This window comes from Caballeronia sp. LZ003 (assembly GCF_031451465.1).
Classification (GTDB): domain Bacteria; phylum Pseudomonadota; class Gammaproteobacteria; order Burkholderiales; family Burkholderiaceae; genus Caballeronia.
On the sequence record NZ_JARUXJ010000002.1, the window covers coordinates 609,701 to 630,652 of the forward strand.

At 63.6% G+C, this 20,952-nt stretch carries 16 protein-coding genes; 15 read left to right on the forward strand and 1 reads right to left on the reverse strand.

The genetic code is table 11. From position 1 onward, the window contains the following. The first annotated feature begins 13 nt into the window (after window positions 1–13). The 15 genes from tssC (at window position 14) to QCE79_RS17485 (ending at window position 18,464) form a co-directional block, all read left to right on the forward strand. Window positions 14–1,519, forward strand: coding sequence for a type VI secretion system contractile sheath large subunit (gene tssC / locus QCE79_RS17415; RefSeq protein WP_370652288.1), 1,506 nt, complete (start codon window positions 14–16; stop codon window positions 1,517–1,519). A gap of 217 nt (window positions 1,520–1,736) precedes the next feature. Then, window positions 1,737–2,225, forward strand: coding sequence for an Hcp family type VI secretion system effector (locus tag QCE79_RS17420; RefSeq protein WP_244831864.1), 489 nt, complete (start codon window positions 1,737–1,739; stop codon window positions 2,223–2,225). Between the two features lie 63 nt (window positions 2,226–2,288). Further along, window positions 2,289–2,702 carry a type VI secretion system baseplate subunit TssE gene (gene tssE / locus QCE79_RS17425; RefSeq protein ID WP_244831865.1) on the forward strand — a complete coding sequence of 138 codons (414 nt, stop codon included), beginning with the start codon at window positions 2,289–2,291 and terminating at the stop codon, window positions 2,700–2,702. A gap of 30 nt (window positions 2,703–2,732) precedes the next feature. Continuing rightward, window positions 2,733–4,478, forward strand: coding sequence for a type VI secretion system baseplate subunit TssF (tssF, locus tag QCE79_RS17430; RefSeq protein WP_250495213.1), 1,746 nt, complete (start codon window positions 2,733–2,735; stop codon window positions 4,476–4,478). Then, window positions 4,442–5,467: a type VI secretion system baseplate subunit TssG gene (gene tssG, locus QCE79_RS17435; protein ID WP_250470203.1), complete on the forward strand. Its 1,026-nt coding sequence runs from the start codon at window positions 4,442–4,444 to the stop codon at window positions 5,465–5,467. Before tssF ends, tssG begins: the two co-directional genes overlap by 37 nt. 37 nt (window positions 5,468–5,504) lie before the next feature. Next, on the forward strand, window positions 5,505–8,189 hold the full coding sequence (tssH, locus tag QCE79_RS17440) for a type VI secretion system ATPase TssH (protein ID WP_309846345.1): 2,685 nt from the start codon (window positions 5,505–5,507) through the stop codon (window positions 8,187–8,189). Next, a complete protein-coding gene (locus QCE79_RS17445) occupies window positions 8,186–8,965 on the forward strand; it encodes a hypothetical protein (RefSeq protein ID WP_309846347.1) in 780 nt (259 codons plus the stop codon). Before tssH ends, QCE79_RS17445 begins: the two co-directional genes overlap by 4 nt. Window positions 8,966–9,124: 159 nt before the next feature. Then, a complete protein-coding gene (locus QCE79_RS17450) occupies window positions 9,125–9,613 on the forward strand; it encodes an Hcp family type VI secretion system effector (RefSeq protein ID WP_244831870.1) in 489 nt (162 codons plus the stop codon). A 64-nt stretch (window positions 9,614–9,677) separates the two neighbouring features. Next, window positions 9,678–11,255 (forward strand): type VI secretion system Vgr family protein, encoded by a 1,578-nt coding sequence (locus tag QCE79_RS17455; RefSeq protein ID WP_250511754.1) that lies wholly within the window; start codon window positions 9,678–9,680, stop codon window positions 11,253–11,255. Between the two features lie 78 nt (window positions 11,256–11,333). Beyond that, window positions 11,334–12,377 carry a hypothetical protein gene (locus QCE79_RS17460; protein WP_250469934.1) on the forward strand — a complete coding sequence of 348 codons (1,044 nt, stop codon included), beginning with the start codon at window positions 11,334–11,336 and terminating at the stop codon, window positions 12,375–12,377. Between the two features lie 13 nt (window positions 12,378–12,390). Further along, window positions 12,391–15,099 (forward strand): DUF2169 domain-containing protein, encoded by a 2,709-nt coding sequence (locus QCE79_RS17465; protein ID WP_309846349.1) that lies wholly within the window; start codon window positions 12,391–12,393, stop codon window positions 15,097–15,099. After that, window positions 15,096–16,136 carry a pentapeptide repeat-containing protein gene (locus QCE79_RS17470; RefSeq protein ID WP_309846351.1) on the forward strand — a complete coding sequence of 347 codons (1,041 nt, stop codon included), beginning with the start codon at window positions 15,096–15,098 and terminating at the stop codon, window positions 16,134–16,136. The genes QCE79_RS17465 and QCE79_RS17470 overlap by 4 nt, the downstream gene beginning before the upstream one ends. Before the next feature lie 23 nt (window positions 16,137–16,159). Then, window positions 16,160–16,861 (forward strand): DUF3540 domain-containing protein, encoded by a 702-nt coding sequence (locus tag QCE79_RS17475; protein WP_250528573.1) that lies wholly within the window; start codon window positions 16,160–16,162, stop codon window positions 16,859–16,861. A gap of 56 nt (window positions 16,862–16,917) precedes the next feature. Next, window positions 16,918–17,310, forward strand: a complete 393-nt coding sequence (locus tag QCE79_RS17480) for a DUF4150 domain-containing protein (protein ID WP_244831876.1) — start codon at window positions 16,918–16,920, stop codon at window positions 17,308–17,310. 41 nt (window positions 17,311–17,351) lie between these two features. Continuing rightward, window positions 17,352–18,464 (forward strand): serine hydrolase, encoded by a 1,113-nt coding sequence (locus QCE79_RS17485; RefSeq protein WP_309846353.1) that lies wholly within the window; start codon window positions 17,352–17,354, stop codon window positions 18,462–18,464. Window positions 18,465–18,515: 51 nt separating this feature from the next. Here the strand turns inward: QCE79_RS17485 and QCE79_RS17490 are convergent, their stop codons facing one another. Further along, complete coding sequence (locus QCE79_RS17490) at window positions 18,516–20,507, reverse strand: hypothetical protein (RefSeq protein ID WP_404989380.1); 1,992 nt, start codon at window positions 20,505–20,507, stop codon at window positions 18,516–18,518. Window positions 20,508–20,952: the final 445 nt, after the last annotated feature.

Genomic DNA, 20,952 nt, shown 5'->3' on the forward strand with positions numbered 1-20,952 from the left:
CAGCACTTCGTAGATGAAGGAGATTGAATTGAGCGACGAACAACAGCAATCCGGCGCAGCGGCGCCGGCAGAGGCCGCGGCGGGCGAAGTCTCGCTGCTCGATCAACTGGTGGAGTCGGCCCGCATCAAGCCGGGCGACGAAGCGTACTCGATCACGCGCCAGGGTATTCAGGCGTTCGTCGCGCAACTGCTCGAACCGCAGCGTTCGGTGGAGCGTGTCACCGCCGCGACCGTCGACGACATGATCGCGAGCCTCGACCGCAAGCTGTGCGCGCAGGTCGATGCCATCCTGCATCACGATGACTTCCAGAAGCTGGAATCGTCGTGGCGCTCGCTCAAGTTTCTGGTGGACCGCACCAACTTCCGCGAGAACATCAAGATTCAGTTGATGAGCGTGAGCAAGCAGAAGCTGCTCGACGACTTCCAGGACGCGCCCGAGATCACCAAGTCAGGGCTGTACAAGAACGTCTATACGGCCGAATACGGCCAGTTCGGCGGCCAGCCGTTCGGCGCGATCATCGCTAACTACGAGTTCAATGCAAGCGCGCCCGATGTCAAGCTGCTGCAATATTCGGCAAGCGTCGCCGCGATGGGTCACACGCCTTTCGTCGCCGCCGCCGGCGCGGATTTCTTCGGCATCGACTCGTTCGATCAGTTGCCGAACCTGAAAGATCTGTCGTCCATCTTCGAAGGTCCGAAGTACGTCAAGTGGAACGCCTTCCGCGAAAGCGAAGATGCGCGCTACGTCGGCCTGACCGCGCCGCATTTCCTCCTGCGCGTGCCGTATGGCCCGGAAACGGCGCCTTCGAAGAAATTCAACTACAAGGAAGACGTGTCGAGCGGTAACGACCAGTTCCTGTGGGGCAACGCGGCCTTCGCGTTTGCCACGCGTCTCACCGAAAGCTTCGCGGACTACCGCTGGTGCGCCAACGTGATCGGCCCGCAAGGCGGCGGCACGGTGCAGGACTTGCCGGTGTATTCGTTCGAATCCATGGGCGAGATCCAGAACAAGATTCCGACCGAAATCCTGATTTCCGAACGACGCGAGTTCGAACTGGCCGAGCAAGGTTTCATGGCGCTCACCATGCGCAAGGACAGCGACAACGCCGCGTTCTTCTCCGCCAACTCGGCGCAGAAACCGAAGTTCTTCGGCCAGTCGAAAGAAGGCAAGGAGGCCGAGCTCAATTACAAGCTCAGCACGCAATTGCCGTACATGTTCGTCATGAGCCGCATGGCGCACTACATCAAGGTGATGCAGCGCGAGAACATCGGCACGTGGAAGGAGCGCGGCGATCTGGAGAAGGAACTCAACAACTGGATTCGCCAGTACGTCGCCGACATGGACAACCCGAGTCCGGGCGTGCGCAGCCGCCGCCCGTTGCGTCAGGCCGAAATCAACGTGCTCGACGTGGAAGGCGAACCGGGCTGGTACAAGGTCGACATGAAGGTGCGTCCGCACTTCAAGTACATGGGCGCGTCGTTCACGCTGTCGCTCGTCGGCAAGCTGGAAACTGCCTGACGCGCGCATCGGGTTCGAGGCAGCCGCGAACATAAGCGGCGCTTCGGCCAGGTTTCATCCGTAACACGCGGGCGGTCACCTGCAACGAGGCGGTAACCGCCCGCGCTCACACTGTGTTCATGCGCTCCGACACCTACACGTAAATGGGCGCATCGAGTCGATGCATCAAGTCAAGAAGCGACACGCGGACAAACCATAACGGCAACTGGAGGCCACCATGCCGATGCCATGCTACCTGACCCTCGAAGGTCAGAATCAAGGAAAGATCGAAGGTTCCACGAAGGTTCAGGGCCACGAAGGCAAGATCCTCGTGCAGGCCGTGGATCACACCATCGAGATCCCGAAGAGCCCGCAAACGGGTCTGCCCACGGGCAAGCGCGTGCATGGCGCGATGTCGGTGACCAAGGAAATCGACAAGTCCAGCCCGAAGCTCTATCAGGCGCTCACCTCCGGCGAGCAAATGAAGACCGTGACGCTGGAGTTCTATCGCATTTCGCCGAAGGGCACGGAAGAGAAGTACTACACCGCCAAACTCGAGAACGCGATCCTCACGCACATGCAGTCCTGGACGCCGAACTGCCTCGACCCGAACAACAAACAGATGGGTCACATGGAAGATCTCGCGTTCACCTACGAAAAGATCACGTGGACCTACGAGCCGGACGGCATCGAAGCCGAAGACTCGTGGCTCGCGCCGAAGGCCTGACGCATTCCAAATCACGCATGACGCGGCGGCGGACTTACGCCGCTGCGTCGATCGGGACCGTCGATGAGAGAGCGCAGGCTGCTGGAACGCATATCCGGCTGGGAACAGGGCGCGGTGCGCACCAACGAGACCAGCACCGAGGTGCTCGTGAGATCCGTGATGGAGCATCTGTCGCGCATCCTCAATACGAGACAGGGCAGCGTGCAGCTCGATCCGCAATTCGGCGTGCCCGATTTCACGAATATCGCGGGCGGTCTGGAAGGCGGATCGACGGGCGAAATCGAGGAAGAGATTCAACGCATGGTGTCGCGTTACGAACCGCGCGTGCTCAACCCGAAAGTGCATCTTTTGAGCGACCGCAGCGACGTAATGTCGATCCGCTTCAGTCTCGATGGCACGCTCGCCGTGAACGATCGCGAGATTCCACTGCGCCTGTCCACCACCGTGAATTCCGATGGCCGCGTCACCGTGCTTTGACGCCTTGACGGCCCGCGACCGATCCCGACGATGCTCAATCGCTATTACGAAAACGAACTCACCAAGCTGAAGACGCTTGCCGTCGAGTTTGCCGAGGCCAATCCGGCGCTCGCGCCGATGCTCGCAGGCCGCTCGACCGACCCGGACGTCGAACGCCTGCTCGAAGGCGTGGCCTTCCTCACGGGTCTTGCGCGCCAGAAGCTCGACGACGAGTTCCCGGAGTTCATCCAGGAACTCTCCACGCTGCTGTTTCCGCACTATCTGCGTCCGGTTCCCGCGACGACGATGGTGCTGTTCGAGCCGCGCGGCGCGCTCACGGAAACCGCGAGCGTGGCGGCGGGCGTGGAGCTGGCATCGGCGCCGGTGGACGGCACGCCCTGCCGTTTCCGCACGACCCAGGCCGTGGACGTGCATCCGCTCACGCTCGCCGCGCGGCTTTCGGCGGGCGAAGGACGCACGCCTTCCATCGATCTCGACTTCAGCTTGCGCGGGCTCGATCTCGCGCGCTGGCAGACGAAGTCGCTGCGGCTCTTTCTGGCGGGCGGCTACAGCGATGCGTCCAAACTCCTGATGCTGCTCATGACCGAAGTGACGTCGGTGCGGCTGACGGCTAGCGGGGTATCGACGGAACTGGGCGCGCGTTCGCTCGTCCCGTCGGGCTTCGACAGCGAGCTCGTGCCGTATCCGAGCCACGCGTTTCCAGGGTATCGCAGTCTGCAAGAGTTCTTCGTGCAGCCGGAGAAATTCCTGTTCCTCGACCTGAACGGGATCGACAAGCTGCGCGGCGCCACCGGCACGACGTTCTCGGTCACGCTGTGCCTCAAACGTTTGCCCGCATGGCTCACCGAATTGAGCGCCGACGCCTTCATGCTCAACGTGACGCCCGTCATCAATCTGTTCGAGCATCACGCCAATCCGATCACGCTGGATCATCGGCAGATGGACTATCGCGTGAGCCCGGAAGGCGCGAACCGTCAGCATTACCAGATTCATTCGGTCGACAAGGTCACGTCGTATCGGCAAGGCGTGGCGCAGCAGCGCGTGTACCGGCCATTCGGCGTGCTCGGGCACGCGGCATCCGCCGCGACGGCGAGCGAAGACCAGCGCGCGCCGGGCGATCTCGTCTATCACACGTCGTTGCGCCCGGCCGCCGTCGGCAACGAGACTGAGCTGTATCTCTCGGTGGCGTATCCGCCCGAGGCCACGCCGCAGACCGAAACGCTTTCCATCGAGCTGACCTGCACCAACCGCTATCTGCCCGAGAGCCTGCGTTACGGCGATCTCAGCGAGCCAACCAGCAGTTCGCCCGAGCGCCTCAAGTTCCGCAATATCCGGCCGATGACACCGGTGGTCAATCCGCCCGTCGGCGAGGCGTTGCGTTGGCGGCTGCTCGGTCACGCCGCGCTCAACTTCCTCTCGCTCGCGGATGCCGCCAACCTGCGCGCCCTCCTCTCGCTCTACGTGTTCTCTGAGCGTCAGGAGCAAGGCCACGAGGCGGCGAACCGCAGACGCATCGCGGGCCTGAAGGAGATGAGCGTCACGCCCGAAGTGCGGCTCTTCGGGCGCAACATGCTGCGCGGTCAGCTGATCCGCGTGCGCTGCGAGATGGATCACTTCGCGGGCGCGGGCGATCTCTACGTGTTCGGCAGCGTGCTCGACCGTTTTCTCGGCGCCTACGCAAGCATGAACACGTATACGCGATTCGAGCTGGAAGACATTTTCTCCGGAGAGGTATTCAGATGGACGCCGCGGCTCGGTCAACAAGCTCTGCTCTAGACGACGCGCTATTTGAGCAAGGCGAACGCTTTGCGTATTTTCAGGCGGTGCGGCTGCTGCGCCGCCGCGCGCGTCTTGCGGGCGACGATCCGGAACGCCTGCGCGTGCGTCCGCGTCTTGCGCTCGGCTTTCCCGAAAGCGATATCGACCAGATCGAGCGCGATCTGCCGCGCCGTCATGCCGATATCGACGACGACGCGCCCGAGCCCGCGCCGACGCCGCGAATTACCGCGAACTTCTTCGGGCTATACGGCGTGTCCTCGCCGCTGCCGAGCTTCTATACCGAAGACCTGATCGAGGAAGAACGCGAAGGCCGCAGCGGGATGCGCGAGTTTCTCGACATCCTGCATTACACGCTGTATCCGCTGTTGTTCGAAAGCTGGGTCAAGTACCGGCCGCACGTGCGCGTGGTCGAGGAAGGCGACACGGCGATGCTCGAACGCCTGTATGCGTTCGTCGGCCTGCACGAGCGCTCCATGCGCCGCGACGACACGCCCGGCGTCTCCGACATGCTGCGCTACGCGGGCCTCTTCTCGCAGCGCCCGCATTCGGCGCTTGGCCTGAAAACGCTGCTCGCCGATGCCTTCGCGCCCGCCGATGTGCATATCGTCAATTGCGTGGAAAGCTGGCTGCCGATTCCCGACGATCAGCGTCTCACGCTCGGCGATGGCCGTCATGCGCTCGGCGTCGAATGCTATCTCGGACAAGAGAGCCGCGATGCCAACAATCATGTGCGAATCGAGTTGCGCGGCCTGCCGCTGGCTCTGTTCGAAGCGTTGCAGCCAGGCCGGCGCGAGTACGAGCGTCTGCGTTTTTTCACGCGCTATTACCTGACCGAACCGTTCGACGTGACCGTGCTTCTCGAACTGCGCGCGGGTCTCGCCGAGAACGCCCGCACGGGCGGCATGCAATGGAACGCGCTGGGCCGCGACACGTGGCTCGCGCCGCGCGCGAATGCCGTGCCGCGTCCGGTCAGCTTCGCGATCTGAACCACCGATATCAAGAGACACGAGAGGAGCCCAAGCCATGTTGCTGGTCGATCTGAAACCGCTGGTAAGCCGGCTCAACGGCTACTGCCGGCAAGCGCTCGAAAACAGCGCCGGTCTGTGCATCTCGCGCGGCCAATACGAGATTTCCGTCGAGCACATGCTCGTCAAGCTGCTCGACGATCCGCAAAGCGATATCCCGCTTTTGCTGCGCGAACAGAACATCGATGCCGCGCTCTTTCGCCGCGCGCTCGATCAGTCGATAGAAGATTTGCGCGGCGGCAATACGGGCCGGCCGGTGTTCTCGCCGGTGCTGCTCGAACTGCTTCAGGATGCGTGGCTGATCGCCTCGGTGGACTTGCTCGAAACGCGCGTGCGTTCCGGTGCGATCCTGCTCGCGTTCCTTGCACGCGCCACTTTCTATGCAACCGGCGGCTATGCCGACATGCTGCGGCCGATCAACCGCGAGAGCTTGCTCGCGCGATTCGGCGCGGCGTCGGCGGCGTCGATAGAGCAGACGGCGGCGGGCACTTCGTCGGCATCGGAAGGCGGCGCGAGCGCGGCGGCCGGTTCGGACGGCAGCGCAATCGCCAAGTACTGCGAGAACTTCACCGAGAAGGCGCGCGAGGGCAAGATCGATCCGGTTTTCGGACGCGACGCCGAAATCCGCCAAATGGTCGATATTCTCGCGCGGCGGCGCAAGAACAACCCGATCTGCGTGGGCGATCCGGGCGTCGGCAAGACGGCGGTGGTCGAAGGACTGGCGCTGCGTATCGTCGATGGCGACGTGCCCGAGTCGTTGCGCGACGTGACCATCCTCGGTCTGGACATGGGCATGTTGCAGGCGGGCGCGAGCGTCAAGGGCGAATTCGAAAACCGGCTGAAGGGCATCATCAACGAGATCAAGGCATCGGTGAAGCCGGTGATCCTGTTCATCGACGAGGCGCATACGCTGATCGGCGCGGGCGGTCAGGCGGGCACGTCGGACGCCGCGAACCTCTTCAAGCCGGCGCTCGCGCGCGGCGAGTTGCGCACCATCGCGGCGACCACCTGGGCCGAGTACAAGAAGTACTTCGAGAAAGACGCGGCGCTCGCGCGGCGCTTCCAGCTCGTGAAGCTCGACGAACCCGACTTGCCGACCGCCGTGCTGATCCTGCGCGGCCTGAAGGAACGTTACGAAGACGTGCACAAAGTCGTGATGCGCGACGACGCCATCGTGGCCGCCGCCGAATTGTCGAGCCGCTATATCACCGGGCGCCAGTTGCCGGACAAGGCCGTCGATCTGCTCGATACCGCGTGCGCCCGCGTCAAGGTGCTGCAAAGCGCGAAACCCGATGTGCTCGAAGACACCGAGCGCCGCATTCAGGCGTTGGAGCGCGAACGGCGCGGACTCGAACGCGATCGCGACAACATGCAGCCGGTGGACGACGAACGCCTCGCCGCCATCGCCGATGCCCTGCCTTCGCTCGAAGCCCGCGCGGCGGATTTGCGCGTGCGCTGGCTCGCGCAGAAGGAAGCGGGCGAGGCGCTCGTCGCGGCACGGGGAGCCGTGGCCGCCGCACGCGCCGCCGCGCAACCCGAAGCGCAGATCGACGCCCTGCGCGACGCCGCCAAGCGCGCCGAAGCCGATTTGCGCGAAGCCCAGGGCGATCAGCCGATGGTGCGCGTGGACGTCGATCCTGACGTGGTCGCGAAGGTCGTCAGCGACTGGACCGGCATTCCGCTCGGCAAGGTGCAGCGCGATCAGGCGCAGACCATTCTGAACATGGAAACGACGCTCGCCAGACGCGTGCGCGGTCAGGATCACGCGATGCATCAGATCGCCGAAGTGCTGAAGTCGTCGGCGGCGGGGTTGAAGGACCCCGAGCAACCGATGGGCGTGTTCCTGCTCGCGGGACCGTCGGGCGTCGGCAAGACGGAAACGGCGCTGACTGTCGCCGACATTCTCTTCGGCGACGAGAAGTCCACCGTCACCGTCAACATGAGCGAGTTCCAGGAGCGCCATAACGTGAGCCGTCTGATCGGCTCGCCGCCGGGTTATGTCGGCTATGGCGAAGGCGGTCTTCTGACCGAAGCCGTGCGTCAGCGTCCTTACTCGGTCGTGTTGCTCGACGAAACCGAGAAGGCGCATCTCGACGTGATGAACCTGTTTTACCAGGTGTTCGACAAGGGCATGCTCTCGGACGGCGAAGGCAAGGAAATCGACTTCTCCAACACGGTCGTGTTCCTGACTTCGAACCTCGCCACCGATGTCATCACCGAACTCACGGCGAACGGCGAGCGTCCCGACGACGAGACCATTCTCGCCGCCGTGCGGCCGATCCTCTCCGCGCACTTCAAGCCCGCGCTGCTCGCGCGCATGACCGTGATTCCGTACTACACGCTGCCGACGGATGCGCTCGCGGGCATCGTGCGCCTGAAGCTCGACAAGATCGTGAAGCGTCTCCTGGGCGCCAACAAGATTCGTCTCGCGTACACGGACGAGGTCGTGGACACCATCGCCGCGCGCTGCACGGAAGTGGAAACGGGCGCGCGCAACATCGACTTCATTCTGCGCGGCACCGTCATGCCGATGCTCTCGCACGAGATCCTTATCCGCATGAGCGAAGCCGAGCAGCCGACGCACGCCGAGCTCGATGTGAACGACGAAGGCGTGTTCGTCGTGTCGTTCGGTTTCGAGCCTGCCGAGGCGAAAGCCGCTGTCATCGAGGAAGAAGCGCAATGAAGCAGGTATGGGTCACGGCGCTCGCCAAAGACGAAGCGCGCATCGCGCAAGTGGCGGCGACGCTCAGGCGCTACGGAATCGCGGCGCAAGGCCACGTATGGCTCGACGAACCGGACAAGGCCGTCGCGCGTGTCGTGCTCGACGCGATGCAGGCGGCCGACGCGTGGATCGTCCTCGTCGATGAAGCGACGCTCGCCAAACCATCCGTGCGCTATGGCTTGTCGCTTTTGTACGCGAGCCTGCAGGCATCGCGCGGCGCGGCGCCGCCGGTGCTGTTCCTCACCGCTTCGGGCGATACCGTGCCGCCACCGTTGTTCGCCGGTGCGCTCACCTTCGCCGATCGGAACGCCGCGTGGCCCGCGAAGCTCGTCGCCGCGCTCGCACGCGCGCCGAAGCAGGCGCCGTTGGCGGCGCTCGGCGGCTATCGCCTGACGCTGTGGGGCGACGAGAACATCGGTCAGTGGTTCGAGATCGGCTCGCTCGAAGGGCCGCTTGCGGGCTTCGCGTTCGGCGTGCCGCGCAGCGACGAAGTATCGATCGACTTTCAGGCGGTCGGTGCACGCGGCGCGCTGCCGGCAAAGACCACGCTCGAATACGCACAGGAGGGTTTGGGCATGCAGATTGGCGGCACGGATTACGTGAGCTGGGCGGTGAGGAATGCGATCGGCCCGGACGATTCGTACTTCGTGCGCGTGCGCGGCTGCCCGGCCACGCTGCTGCTCATGCCTTATCCCGAAGGCGACGACGTCGAAGCGACGATCGTTCGGCTCGGATAACACCGCCATGTTTCGGATGTAACAAACCCGCGCCCCACTCGAAACGAAGCCGCAACGCGGCGACCTTAATCTGTACTCATGCGCTGAACGAGATCGAAGGCGCAAGCGGCCAGGCAAACAAACAGCGCGCCGCCAACCCAAACTAACTGGAGATTAATCATGCCGATGCCCTGCTACCTCACCCTCGAAGGCCAGAACCAAGGAAAGATCGAAGGCTCCACCAAGGTTCAAGGCCACGAAGGCAAGATCCTCGTGCAAGCCGTGGATCACACCATCGAAATTCCGAAGAGCCCGCAAACTGGTCTGCCGACCGGCAAGCGCGTGCATGGCGCAATGACGGTGACGAAGGAAATCGACAAGTCGAGCCCGAAGCTGTATCAGGCGCTGACTTCGGGCGAACAATTGAAGTCGGTGACGCTCGAGTTCTACCGCATTTCGCCCAAGGGCACGGAAGAAAAGTACTACACGGCCAAGCTCGAAAACGCGATCCTCACGCACATGCAGTCGTGGACGCCCAATTGCCTGGACCCGAACAACCGTCAGATGGGCCACATGGAAGACCTCGCGTTCACCTACGAAAAAATCACGTGGACGTACGAGCCGGACGGCATTGAAGCCGAAGATTCTTGGCTTGCTCCCAAGGCTTGATGTAACGCGTCGCGCCGCGGCCTGACCGCGGCGCGCTCCTCGCTTGAACGGCAGATAAAACGCCATGACTTCGCTCTCCGCACGACTCGCCAACAATCAGCGCTTCAGCTTCGTCTCCGATGCTTACGCGGCCGACACGTTCTCGGTGGTGCGCATGCACGGGCGCGAGGCGATCTCGCAACTCTTTCGCTTCGAAGTGACGCTCGTCGCCGACGACGCCGCCATCGATCTGACGAAGATGTTGCAGAACAACGCGACCTTCAGCATCGGCGCACCCGATGACAGTTCGCGCACCACGCCATATTCCGGCATGCTCGCCGAATTCGACCAGTTGCATCATGCGGGCGGCTACACGTTTTATCGCGCGGTGCTCGTGCCGCGTGCGTGGCGGCTTACGCTTACGCGCACCTGCGAGGTCTATCTGAACGAGCAGACCATTCCGCAGATTCTGGGCGGCGTGTTGCGCGACGCGCAACTCACGGGCAACGCCGTCGATCTGAAGCTGACGGGCGAGTATCGTCCGCGCAGCTATGTGTGCCAGTTCCAGGAAAGCCACTTCGACTTCGTGTCGCGCTGGATGGAAAAGGAAGGCATGTACTACTACTTCGCGCAGAGCGGCGAGGCGGACACGTTGACCATCGTCGATGACCGCGCCATGCACGCCGCCGATGCGCTGCCGGTCAACTACCGCCCCGCCGACGAACTGGATACGGGCGTCGCGCCGGACTCGGTGCAGAGCTTCGTGTGCCGCACGAAGCCGCTGCCCGCGAAGGTGGTGCTGCAGGACTACAACTATCGCAAGGCGTCGTTGCCGCTCGTCGCGCAGGCGGATGTATCCGCGCAAGGTTTCGGCGAAGCGATGTTCTACGGCGACAACTTCCGCGACGCCGACGAAGGCACGCGTTACGCGAAGCTGCGCGCAGAGGGGATTCTTTGCGGCGGCGTCCGTTTTCATGGTCAGGCCACCGCGGTGGGCTTGCGCAGCGGCTATTTCATGCAGATGTCGCATCACTATCGCGACGACTTCAACGGCCGCTATCTCGTGACCGAGATCACGCATGAAGGATCGCAGGCGGGCGCGCTGCTCGCGGGCATCAAGACGCCGTTTAGCGAAAACGGTGCGGCGCGTGAAGAGATCATCTACCGCAACACGTTTTCGGCGATCAAGGCGGACGTTCAGTATCGCGCGCCGCGCGACACGGCGCGGCCGACTATCGCGGGCACGCTGAACGCGACCGTCGATGCGGAGGGCAGCGGCGAATACGCCGAGCTCGACGAATACGGACAGTACACGGTGCAGTTGCCGTTCGACCGCACGGACAAGGCGGCGGCGAAAGGCTCGGCGCGCGTTCGCATGGCGACGCCTTATTCCGGCGATGGACACGGCATGCATTTTCCGCTGCTGAAGGGCGCGGAGGTGTTGCTTGCATTCAGCGACGGCGATCCGGATCAGCCGGTGATTGTCGGGACGGTGCCGAATTCGGTGAATTCGAGTGTGGTGAATCAGGGGAACCCGGCGATGAATCGAATGGTGACGAAGGGTGGAAACATCTTGGAGATGTCAGATAAGGATGGTGGCCAGACGATCCATCTTTTCTCGCCGAACGGCGCGACACATATTTTTATCGGCGCGCGCGACTAAGGCGCGATAGGCACGCGTTTCCATGTTCCTTTCATTGCATCGACAGCCACGCATCTGCGCTTTCAGGAGATAACAGTCATGAGCTTCACTCAGTTCACACTGGAAGACGTCAACACGATGACGGTCGGAACCACCAACAACCTCGCGGTCGGGGAAGTCAACTCCGCGTTTTGTACCGGCCAAACCGCACTCACAGCAACGACCAACAATTCGGTGACGCTCGGCACATATCTGGCTGCAGTGCTCGGCAACAACGTCACATGGACTTATGGGACCACGCTGGGCATGCAGGACGGTGCAACGGTCGATTTTAGCGACTCCACCTCCACGCAGGCACAAGGAACCGTAGCCCTCAAGGGCGGCATTCATCCTCTCGGCATGTCCGCACTCGCCATCCTCAAGGCCGCGATGACGGCGACCAAGGCGCTGATCGGCGTGACTGTCGCGATTAATCTCGTGTACGGCACCGCGCTCGGTGTGCTCGACGCCACCGACGTCAGCAAGGACAAGGTGAAACAGCAAGCGGCCGAGGCCGCGTCCATAGGCGTGAGCAATGCGCTGCTCACCGCGCTCCTGGTCGTCGTCGTCAAGCGACTCTCGACACTGTGCGAGGCGCTGCGCCAGACATCGACCCTGACCTTGGGACAGACCGGCGTGTCGCTCGGAACGGACTTTCTGCCAGCTTCCCAGAGCACGCTCGGAATGTCGCTTGCAGAAACCACGCTGACACGAACCACGCCGGCCGGCCAGAGTTCCATCTCATTGACGAATGCCACTGCGGGGTTCAAGCGTGTAGGCATCGACACAGGCTCGCTGAATTTCAGCGACGGCGCTTCGTCGCTCGACTTCACTGGACCAGCAGGCGCATCTTCGTTGCTGATGGGCCCGGACCAGGCAACCCTGCGCGGCGGCGACAGCAGCGTGCTCGTTACGCCCGCTACGTTGACGGCGCAGGTCGGCGCGAGCGCTCTGAACATGACACCCGAAGATTTTCTCGTCGAGTCGTCGGGTTGCACACTCAACATGGCTCAGGAAGTGTTCGTCGCGTCCGCGCCCGGCGCCATGATGCTAATCAGCCCCGAGGCGATCGAGGCCGATTCCGCATTCATCAAGCTCGGCTAGGCGACGAACGATCATGAAAATCCTCAAACCAGATACCGCCGGACTCGTCTATCGCACGTTGCGTTTCAACGAGCGCGATCTACTTTCCATGGGCGTGCTCGTGATGTTCGCTCTCGATGCGCCGCACGATGGACCGCCACGTCTCGCCTCCGAACCGGACTTGTGGAAGGCGGGCGCCGGCGCGACGGGAGACGGCCCGCTCGATGCCGGCTTCCCGAAGCCATGCGGCGAATGGCTCGCTTATGGCGCAGCCCACGCGCCGGCAGGCACGACCGCGACACTCGTCGAAACGACCGTGCAAGTAGGCGCTTCGCAAAAATCGCTCTTTGTGTATGGCGATCGCCGCTTCGGCCCGCTCGGAACGATCTCGGCCCCCGAGCCTTTCCACCGCATGCCGCTCGATGCCACGCGCGCGTTCGGCGGTCCTGAACACGCCGCCAATCCCGCCGGGCGCGGCGCGGTGTTCGCCGGCGACTCGGACCGCATGTTACCTAACGTCGAGACGCCGGACGCGCTGATCGCCTCGCCCAGCGATGTCCGCGAACCCGCCGGATATTGGGCATTGCCCGCCACGTCGCCGCAACGGACCGCGTTGCTCGGCGCCTTCGATGACGACTGGCTCGCAAAGCAATGGCCGCATCTTCCGGCTGACACCCGGACCGATTACTTTTGCACGGCGCCGCACGACCAGCGTATCGCGGGATTCTGGCAAGGCGACGAGCGCATTGTTGTCGATTACATGCATCCCGATCAGCCGCATCTGGCGGCGCGCCTTCCGGCACTCAGGGCGCGCTGCTTCGTGACCCGTCGTATTGCTGGCGATATGCGCTTCGAGGAGTGCGCCGCGCGCCCGGAAACCGTCTGGATCCTGCCGGAGATCGGACAGGGCATCGTGTTATATCGCGCGGTTGCAGCGCTCGGCGATGAAGACGCGGACGACATCGCGCAGTTGATGGTCGACTTCGAGAGCATGACAAGCGCGCCGTTACCCGCCGAATACTATCGAGATCGCCTGCAAGCGCGGCTCAGTCTGACGCCTCCCGTGCCAGCCGCCGCAAGTGCGTCGCCCGCCCCTGCGGCGGCCGTCGCCACCCCGCCTGCCCTGAAAGCACCCGATGCACCCGCCGTAGCGGGACCGAGCGATCCGGCTGCGTTCGCCGAACTCGAATCGCTCACCGCGCAGATCGAATCGACGACTCAGAATCTGTTGTCGAAGCACGGCATACAAGCAAGCGAGCTCGAAGCACACTTACCGCAAGCGGGCATGCCGCCGTTCGACATCAAGTCGGGTGGCGATGCGGCATCCATGCAGCGTGACCTTCAATCGCTGACGCAAACGCTAGAAAGCAGCGCCGCTGATCTGATGAAGCGCTACGAACTCACGCCAGCCGATGTCGAGAAACTAACCGCGCCCGTGCTCGGCGCGAACGGCGCCAGCGCTCCCGCCGACGCGGCGACGCTCGCCGGGCAGTTGCGCGCAGCGTTCGCACAGACTCAACAGGCGCTCGCGGCGCGCGGCAGTTCGATCACCGGTCTTGCCGCACAGGTCACCGACCCTGAGACGGTCGCCGCACTGAACGAAGCGGCGAGCATCGACTTCGAGAGCATCGTGGGCGCGCTTTCGACCCTTGGCGCGTCTCCGACCGCTGCTGCGCCCGCGACGCAAGCGCCCGCGAGCGCCGTGCTCGGAGCGCCGCAGCCGCCTCTACCGCTACGGCTGAATCGCGACGATGTGATAGCGCGCGCCGCGGCTGGTCATTCGCTTGCCAGCCTGAATCTGAGCGGCCTCGATTTGTCAGGCGCGATGCTCGAGCGCGCCGACTTGCGCCTCGCCGTGCTCAACGACGTCCGTCTCACTGGCGCGCGGCTCTCCGGCACCGATCTGTCGGGCGCGATGCTCGCTGGCGCCGATCTCGTCGGGGCGCAACTGCACGACGCGAAGCTCGACAACGTCAGCGCCCGCAACGCCAACTTCGGCGGTGCGCAGTTGCAACGCGCGTCTCTAAGTGCGAGTGACTTCGCGGACGCGGACTTTTCGGCGGCGAATCTGGAGGGCGCGCAACTCGCCCGCGCCATCTTCAGCAACGCGAAGATGATGGGCGTGAAGGCGTCCAGATGCGGCGCGGCGAAAGCTAGTTTTTCGCGCGCGGTCCTTGCGGGCGCCGACTTCACCGGGGCAAATCTCGCGAACGCGGTATTCGATCATGCGTCAATCGCGGGCGCCAGTTTCGTCGATGCGGACTGCTCCGTTCTCCGTCTGTTCGGCACTCAGGGCGCGGGCGCGCGTTTCGACAACGCCAACCTCTCGCAATCGCGCGCGGGCCTCGCCGCAAACCTCAGCGGCGCGAGTTTCGTGGGCGCGCGGCTGAACGCGGCCGTATGGCTCGACATTGACATATCTCAGGCAAACTTCGACCAAAGCGCGCTCGATCACGTGAATTTCAGCGGCGTCATAGCCCGTGGCGCGCGCTTCGTCAACGCGCGCGCGGTGTCTATCCGTCTGTCCAAGGCCGATTTGAGCGGTGCCGATTTCAGCCGCGCCAACCTGATGAACGCCAACTTGCGACGCGCCCGCCTCGACGGCGTGCGCTTCGTCTCGAGCAATCTTTACGGTGCGCAATGCTACGGATCAACGGTCGGCAACAGCGTGCTCGACGGCGCCAACGTCGATCGCACGCTGCTGCAGATTCCCGGCCGCGTGGAAGGTGAGGTGCGCTTATGAGCGCGCTTCCCGAACTCGTGCCGGGCGCGGCGCTGTCCAGAACCAGCCTGGCAGGCGCGGACCTCGCCGGGCGCGACCTAAGCGGCTGTCTGCTGGAGGGCGTCGATTTGCGCGGCGCCGACCTTTCGCGCACGAAGCTGAATGGGGCGCGCATCCGCCAATGCGATCTTTCGGGTGCGAATCTGAATGCCAGCGTTCTCGATGGTTCCCAATGGCACAACACGCAAGTTGCCGGTGCGAGTCTGCGTGAGACGCAAGCCACACGGGTGTTCTTTACGCGTGTCGGCTTCGGACGCACCGACTTTACGAGCGCGCAAATCGAGCGCGCGATGTTCGACGGCTGCGATTTGAGCGCCGCGACCTTCGCCGGCGCTCGCGTCTATCGCAGCGATGCGCTTGCCTGCAAGTTCGACGGCGCCGACTTCACCGACGCCGATCTCACGCGCTTTACGGCCCGCGACGCCGCGCTCGCGCGGGTAACGTTCTTGCGCACTGAACTCGTACAAGCTTTCTTTCTGAACGGCGATCTTGCCGGCCAGCGCTTCGACCAATGCAACCTCCATCAGTGCCAGTTCACGAATGCGAACCTTTCCGGCTCCGATTTCACCGGTGCAGAGCTCGTGCAGACACGTTTTGATCGCGCGAAGCTCAACGCGGCGCGCTTTGCGGGCGCATCCGGCCGATTCGCGCGCTTTGCGCAAGCCGACTTGTCCGGTGCCGATCTGACCGATGCCGAATTCGTCGTGGCCGATTTCAGCGGCGCGACGCTGACCGGGTCGCGCTGCGACGGCGCGAGTTGGACGCAGGCGGTCTTCACGCGCGCCATCTGGCAACGTTCGACGTTGACGGCGGCACGCTTCACGGACTGCGATCTGTCACACGTCGATCTGACGGAATCCGATTGCGCACGCGCGGATTTCGGCAATGCCGACTTCCATGCGCTGATCGACTCGCGTACGCATTGGGCGGGCGCGTCGCGCAACCACACACGTCCCACCGATCCGGTTCGGCTGCGCGCCGAAACCTGGGGTGTTTGACTTCTACTGTCTTGGAGCACGACATGGATACGCTGCCACTTACCCCTAACGACGTTCCCGTCGGCTGCGCGCCAGCAGTCAGCACGACCCTGCGTGCCGCCACGGTGACCGGTCGCGCAGGACCATGGTTTTTGCTCGACAGTCACGCCGAGCGTGCCTTGCAGGCTCAAAGCTGTCTGCTCGAACCGCAAGCGGGCGATCTTGTCCTCGTCTGCGGCGCGTTGCCCGCACAGGCTGCAGCCGACGGCGTGACGGCAACGACCACGGTGCCGTATCTCCTCGCGGTGCTGACCCGTGCCCAACCCGACGCCGGCACCATGATGCTGCCGGGCGGCGCAAGGATCGAATCCGCCGACGGCGACTTGCGGCTTTGTGCCACGCGTATCGCGCTGAACGGCGAGGAGGCCGTCGATGCCAGCACGCGCGCGTTCTCGCTCGACGCGGTTTCGACAGCGGTCACGAGCCACCAGGCCAGCGCGCGCATAGCGTCGCTCGACGCGGGTATCGAACGTCTTACGCTAGTCGCGCGCCATTTTCTCTCGACCGTCGGACGTGCCATCTTCCGTGCAAACGACAGTTCGCGATGGATTGAGGGTAACGACGAATTGCGTGCGGGCACGGCTCGCTGGCGCGTAAGCGGCGACGCGCACTTGCACACTCGCCACACGACCCTCGTCTCCGACGAGATGACGCGCATCGACGGCTCGAAGATAGAACTGGGCTGAGGCCCGGCCCCAGTCGACAAGACGCGACGAGACAATCGCACAAACGGAGGTATGCCGTGTTTGCAGTGACCATAGCTGCTGGCGAGATGATCGCCGAACCCGATGTCTGCCAAGTGCCGACGCCCGCTGGACCGGTACCGACGCCGTTTCCGAATATCGCCATGCCCATGATGGGCACGCCGCCGGCCGAGACCGTGCTGATCTGCGGAGCGCCCGCACTCAATCTCGGCTCAGAGATTCCGTTGACCAATGGCGATCAGGCCGGCGTGGCAGGCGGCGTGGCCTCGGGCACGATCATGGGCCCGGCGCGCTTCACCGAGGGCAGCATGAAGGTAATGGTGGCCGGCAATCCCGCCGTTCGGCTTACTTCGCCGACGACGCAAAATCAAAGTAACGCCATCGGCGTCGTGCTGGTGCCGAGCCAGCCTACCGTGATGATCATGAGCTGACCCCACGAGCCAAACCGCCTCAAGCAGCCACAACAACGACCATGCGCCACACCGCCCTCGCCCTTCTCCTCACCGCCTGCGCCACGCTTCCCGCCGCGGCCCAGCAACCCGCCGACGACAGCGCCGCCATCCGGCAAGTCGTCGATACCTACCTGCAGCCGCTGCTCTCGTCGCATCAGGCGGCGGGGGCGATCGTCGGCGTGTCGCTGCACGGCAAGCGTTACTACTACGCATACGGCTCGGCCAACGACAACGGCGCGCCCTTCACGGCCGATAGCATCGTCGAGATCGGCTCGTGCACGAAAGTCTTCACGACCACGCTCTTCGCGCTCGCCATCGGCCGGCATCAGATCGCTCCGGATTCGTCGATACAGCGCTACATGCCCAACGGCGTCACGCTGCAAAGCGCCGCGCAGAACGTCACGCCGATGCAGCTCGCCGACTTCACTTCCGGCATGCCCGACAATCCGCCCGACGCACCGCGCAATCTGCGTTATCGCGGTATCGACCACTACACATCGGCGGACTTCTTTCGCTGGGTATCGTCGTGGTCGCCGGACGGTCCCCTGCCACGTCCCTACATGTATTCGAACGCAGGCGTCGGCGTGCTCGGCGTGACGCTCGTGCAGGCAACGGGGCGCGCGTGGGCCGATCAGCTATCGACGGATATCCTGCAACCGCTCGGCATGACGAGTTCGTTCTCGGGACCAGTCGACGTGCCAGGGCGCACGGCCGAAGGGCATCTTCGAGACGGGCAGCGCGCGCCGCAATGGCCGCTCTACGCGTGGTACGCGGCAGGCGCCATGCGCTCCACCGCCGCCGACATGTTGCGCTTCGGCGAGGCCAATCTCGGACACGGTGAAATAGACGGACGTCCGGTGCCCGCCGAACTGATCTCGGCGATGCACGCGGCTCAAGCGCCGCGCTACACGTTGCCGAACGGCATCGCGCAGCAAGGCATGGCGTGGGTCACGAACAACGGCAACGGCTCGCCCGGCTTGCATCCGGAAATTCTGAAGAACGGTGGAACGGCGGGATTCAGCTCGGTAATTCTCGTGAATCCGCACAAAGACGCGGCGATTTTTATCGCGGTCAATCAGGGCGAGACGCCGCCCGCGCCAGTGGCGATTGCCATCGGACGGCATCTGCCTTGATGCGAAGCGCCGGAGTGGCGCATCGCATCATGCGTTTTTTTTTCGGCGCTTTTACTTCGGAATACCCACGCGCTCGCACGTCGGCAAGCCGTTTTTCGGCACCTGGGTGTAGTGCATGATGTAGCCGTTCGCGAGCCCTTGCTTCGAGGCGAGCACGATCTGTCCCAACTGAGTCTTCGAGGCCAGCGTGGCCTTAGTCGGCTGCTGTTCGATGATCAGATTCTTGAGATCGGGATTCGCGCGCGCCGCGTCCTGACCGATGATCCGCCGGACATCCGACACGCTCGACCGATACCAGCCAATGAACGGGCGATACGAAGGCCCCGCATAGTGGCTGTCGATGATCATCCACGGATCGAGTTTGTCGAGCGCCTCCAGCACGTTGTCGTTCTGGAGGATGGACGCGAGATCGCCGCCAAGACGCGAACCCGGCTCGCCGATATGCGCCGGATCGTAGCGCCAGGCATCCGGTCCATTGCGCAAATCGGACCACTTCTTGCCGGTCCAGGTCACGACGTGCGTGAGGCCAATGGTGCTCGTCGGCGTAAAGGGAACCATCTTGCCTTTGACGATCGGCGACGCGGTGATATAGAGCAAGTCGCCCGGCAGCAGATACTGCGACGTGGTGTCGAAGTTGCCGCTGTTGATATCGAGCAGAACGCCCGCTTGCTTCGGTCCCGCCCAATCAGGCGTGCTGGTTGCGCCCGCGGGCGTCATGCACGCTTGCGTGGTCACGCCGGTTTCGACTTCCGTACTGCCCGTGAGCCCCGCGAAGTTGTAGACCCAAGACGTGAAGTCCGAGCAATCCACGCCATGCCACATGACCTCGGCAGGCTTGTAAGCCGGCGTGTTCGTGGCGGTGACACCGCTCGCCTGGATCTGCTGCGAACCGGTCGCGCTGCGTTGACCGGTGCAGGTCATGCCGTACTTTGGCGTCTTGGCGCCGCTCGCGCTCGCGGCCGCACCCGATGTGCTGCCCGCCGACGAATTGCGGTACTTCGGATCGGTTCCGCCCGAATCGTCCGGCGGCAGCCAGCCCGGCACATGATGATGGCAATAGTTGATGTCCTGATCGACCCAGAAGTTTTCCACCGCCATCACGAGTTCGCGATAAAACGTGTCGGTATCGGTGCATCCTGCAGGCGCCTTGATCGCGCCGTACTGAGCGGCGAGCGGCCCCCAGCTACTGGCGGTCAGATAGGTCGCCCAATTGGTCTTGGTAAGACCGCCGGTGAGCTTTGCCTGCACGTCGTTCTGACGGCCCGCGAAGATCGCGGCGTTGTCCCTGAGCAAGGCGATGCGGTCGCCGCAAGTGGCCGCGCTGCCAATAGCCGTTTGCGCCGCGCCTGGCACGACCGGCGCGAACTGCGCCATCGACGTAATGCCCGAGCGGTTGCCCGCGCTGCCCGCATAAGTCGCGGCGCCTTGCGTGATCGTGCAGTTGCCGCCCGAGGGCGCGGCGACGGTGCCGTCATCGGCGATATCGCCCGAGCCTGCGTGACAGGACGCGAGCGTATCGCCATTGGCTGCCTGTGCGACGATGTTCTGCGTGCTGGTATCGATGGAAGAACCATCCGTCGTGCGGCTCTGCGATTCGGCGCCGAGCGCGAGACTCATCTTGGCGCCATCCGTGACCGTTCCGGTCGTGCCTGCGGTGACGAGCGTCGGCGTGGTCTGCTGGACGTCGATGTCGCCCGCGAACGCGTTCACGCGCGCGACTGCGGCGTTGATGTTGTCGGCGCTGAGGCCGCCGGCCGCGCGTGCATCGGCGACGATTGCGTTCGAATACGCCGAGACGACCATCTGCGAAGGCGCGTTGAGATACACGGCGTCGATTTCGGTGGAAAGGCTCGTATCGGTGCCGGTCGCTTCTTCCTGGTAGCTGCCGCCCGTTACGCGCACGAAGAGCGGATAGTGCAGGCTGCCCTTGAGCGCGAAGGTGCCGTCGTTGTTGGTTGTGGCAGTGGCGAGCGGCTTGTCGGAGACGGTGCCGTCGGCGGCGAGTTGATACACCGCCACCGCTGCGTTCGCAACGGGACCCATGTACACGCCACCTGAAGTGGACGGCGACGAGCTGCCGCCGCCGCATGCGGCGAGAGCGAGCGAGAGCGCGGCGCTTGCCGCGACAGTAAGAAGAACGGGCTTCACGATAACCTTGCAGAAAGGGAACTGGGCACCACGAAGACTGGCGCGTGACTGATGCCTTTACGGCATGTCACTAGCGTAGGTGAAGGCCGTCAACGGCAAATCGCCGATAAGCCTTACAAACCACGTCCATTTCCGAAGATTGAAGCGGTTAAGTGAAAGCGGTGCAAAGGGCGTTCGTCAATGGGCGAACGCCTGGGCGAAGGGGTTTGAACGGTGTCTCTTGCAGAAGCTGCTGGCGACGACGCATTCACGAAGCCCCAAGAAGATACGTACTCGCACCAGTTGTGTGTGAGCAATCGACGCTTCTAAATTCCTGATGATCGGCTCATCTAATCGATTG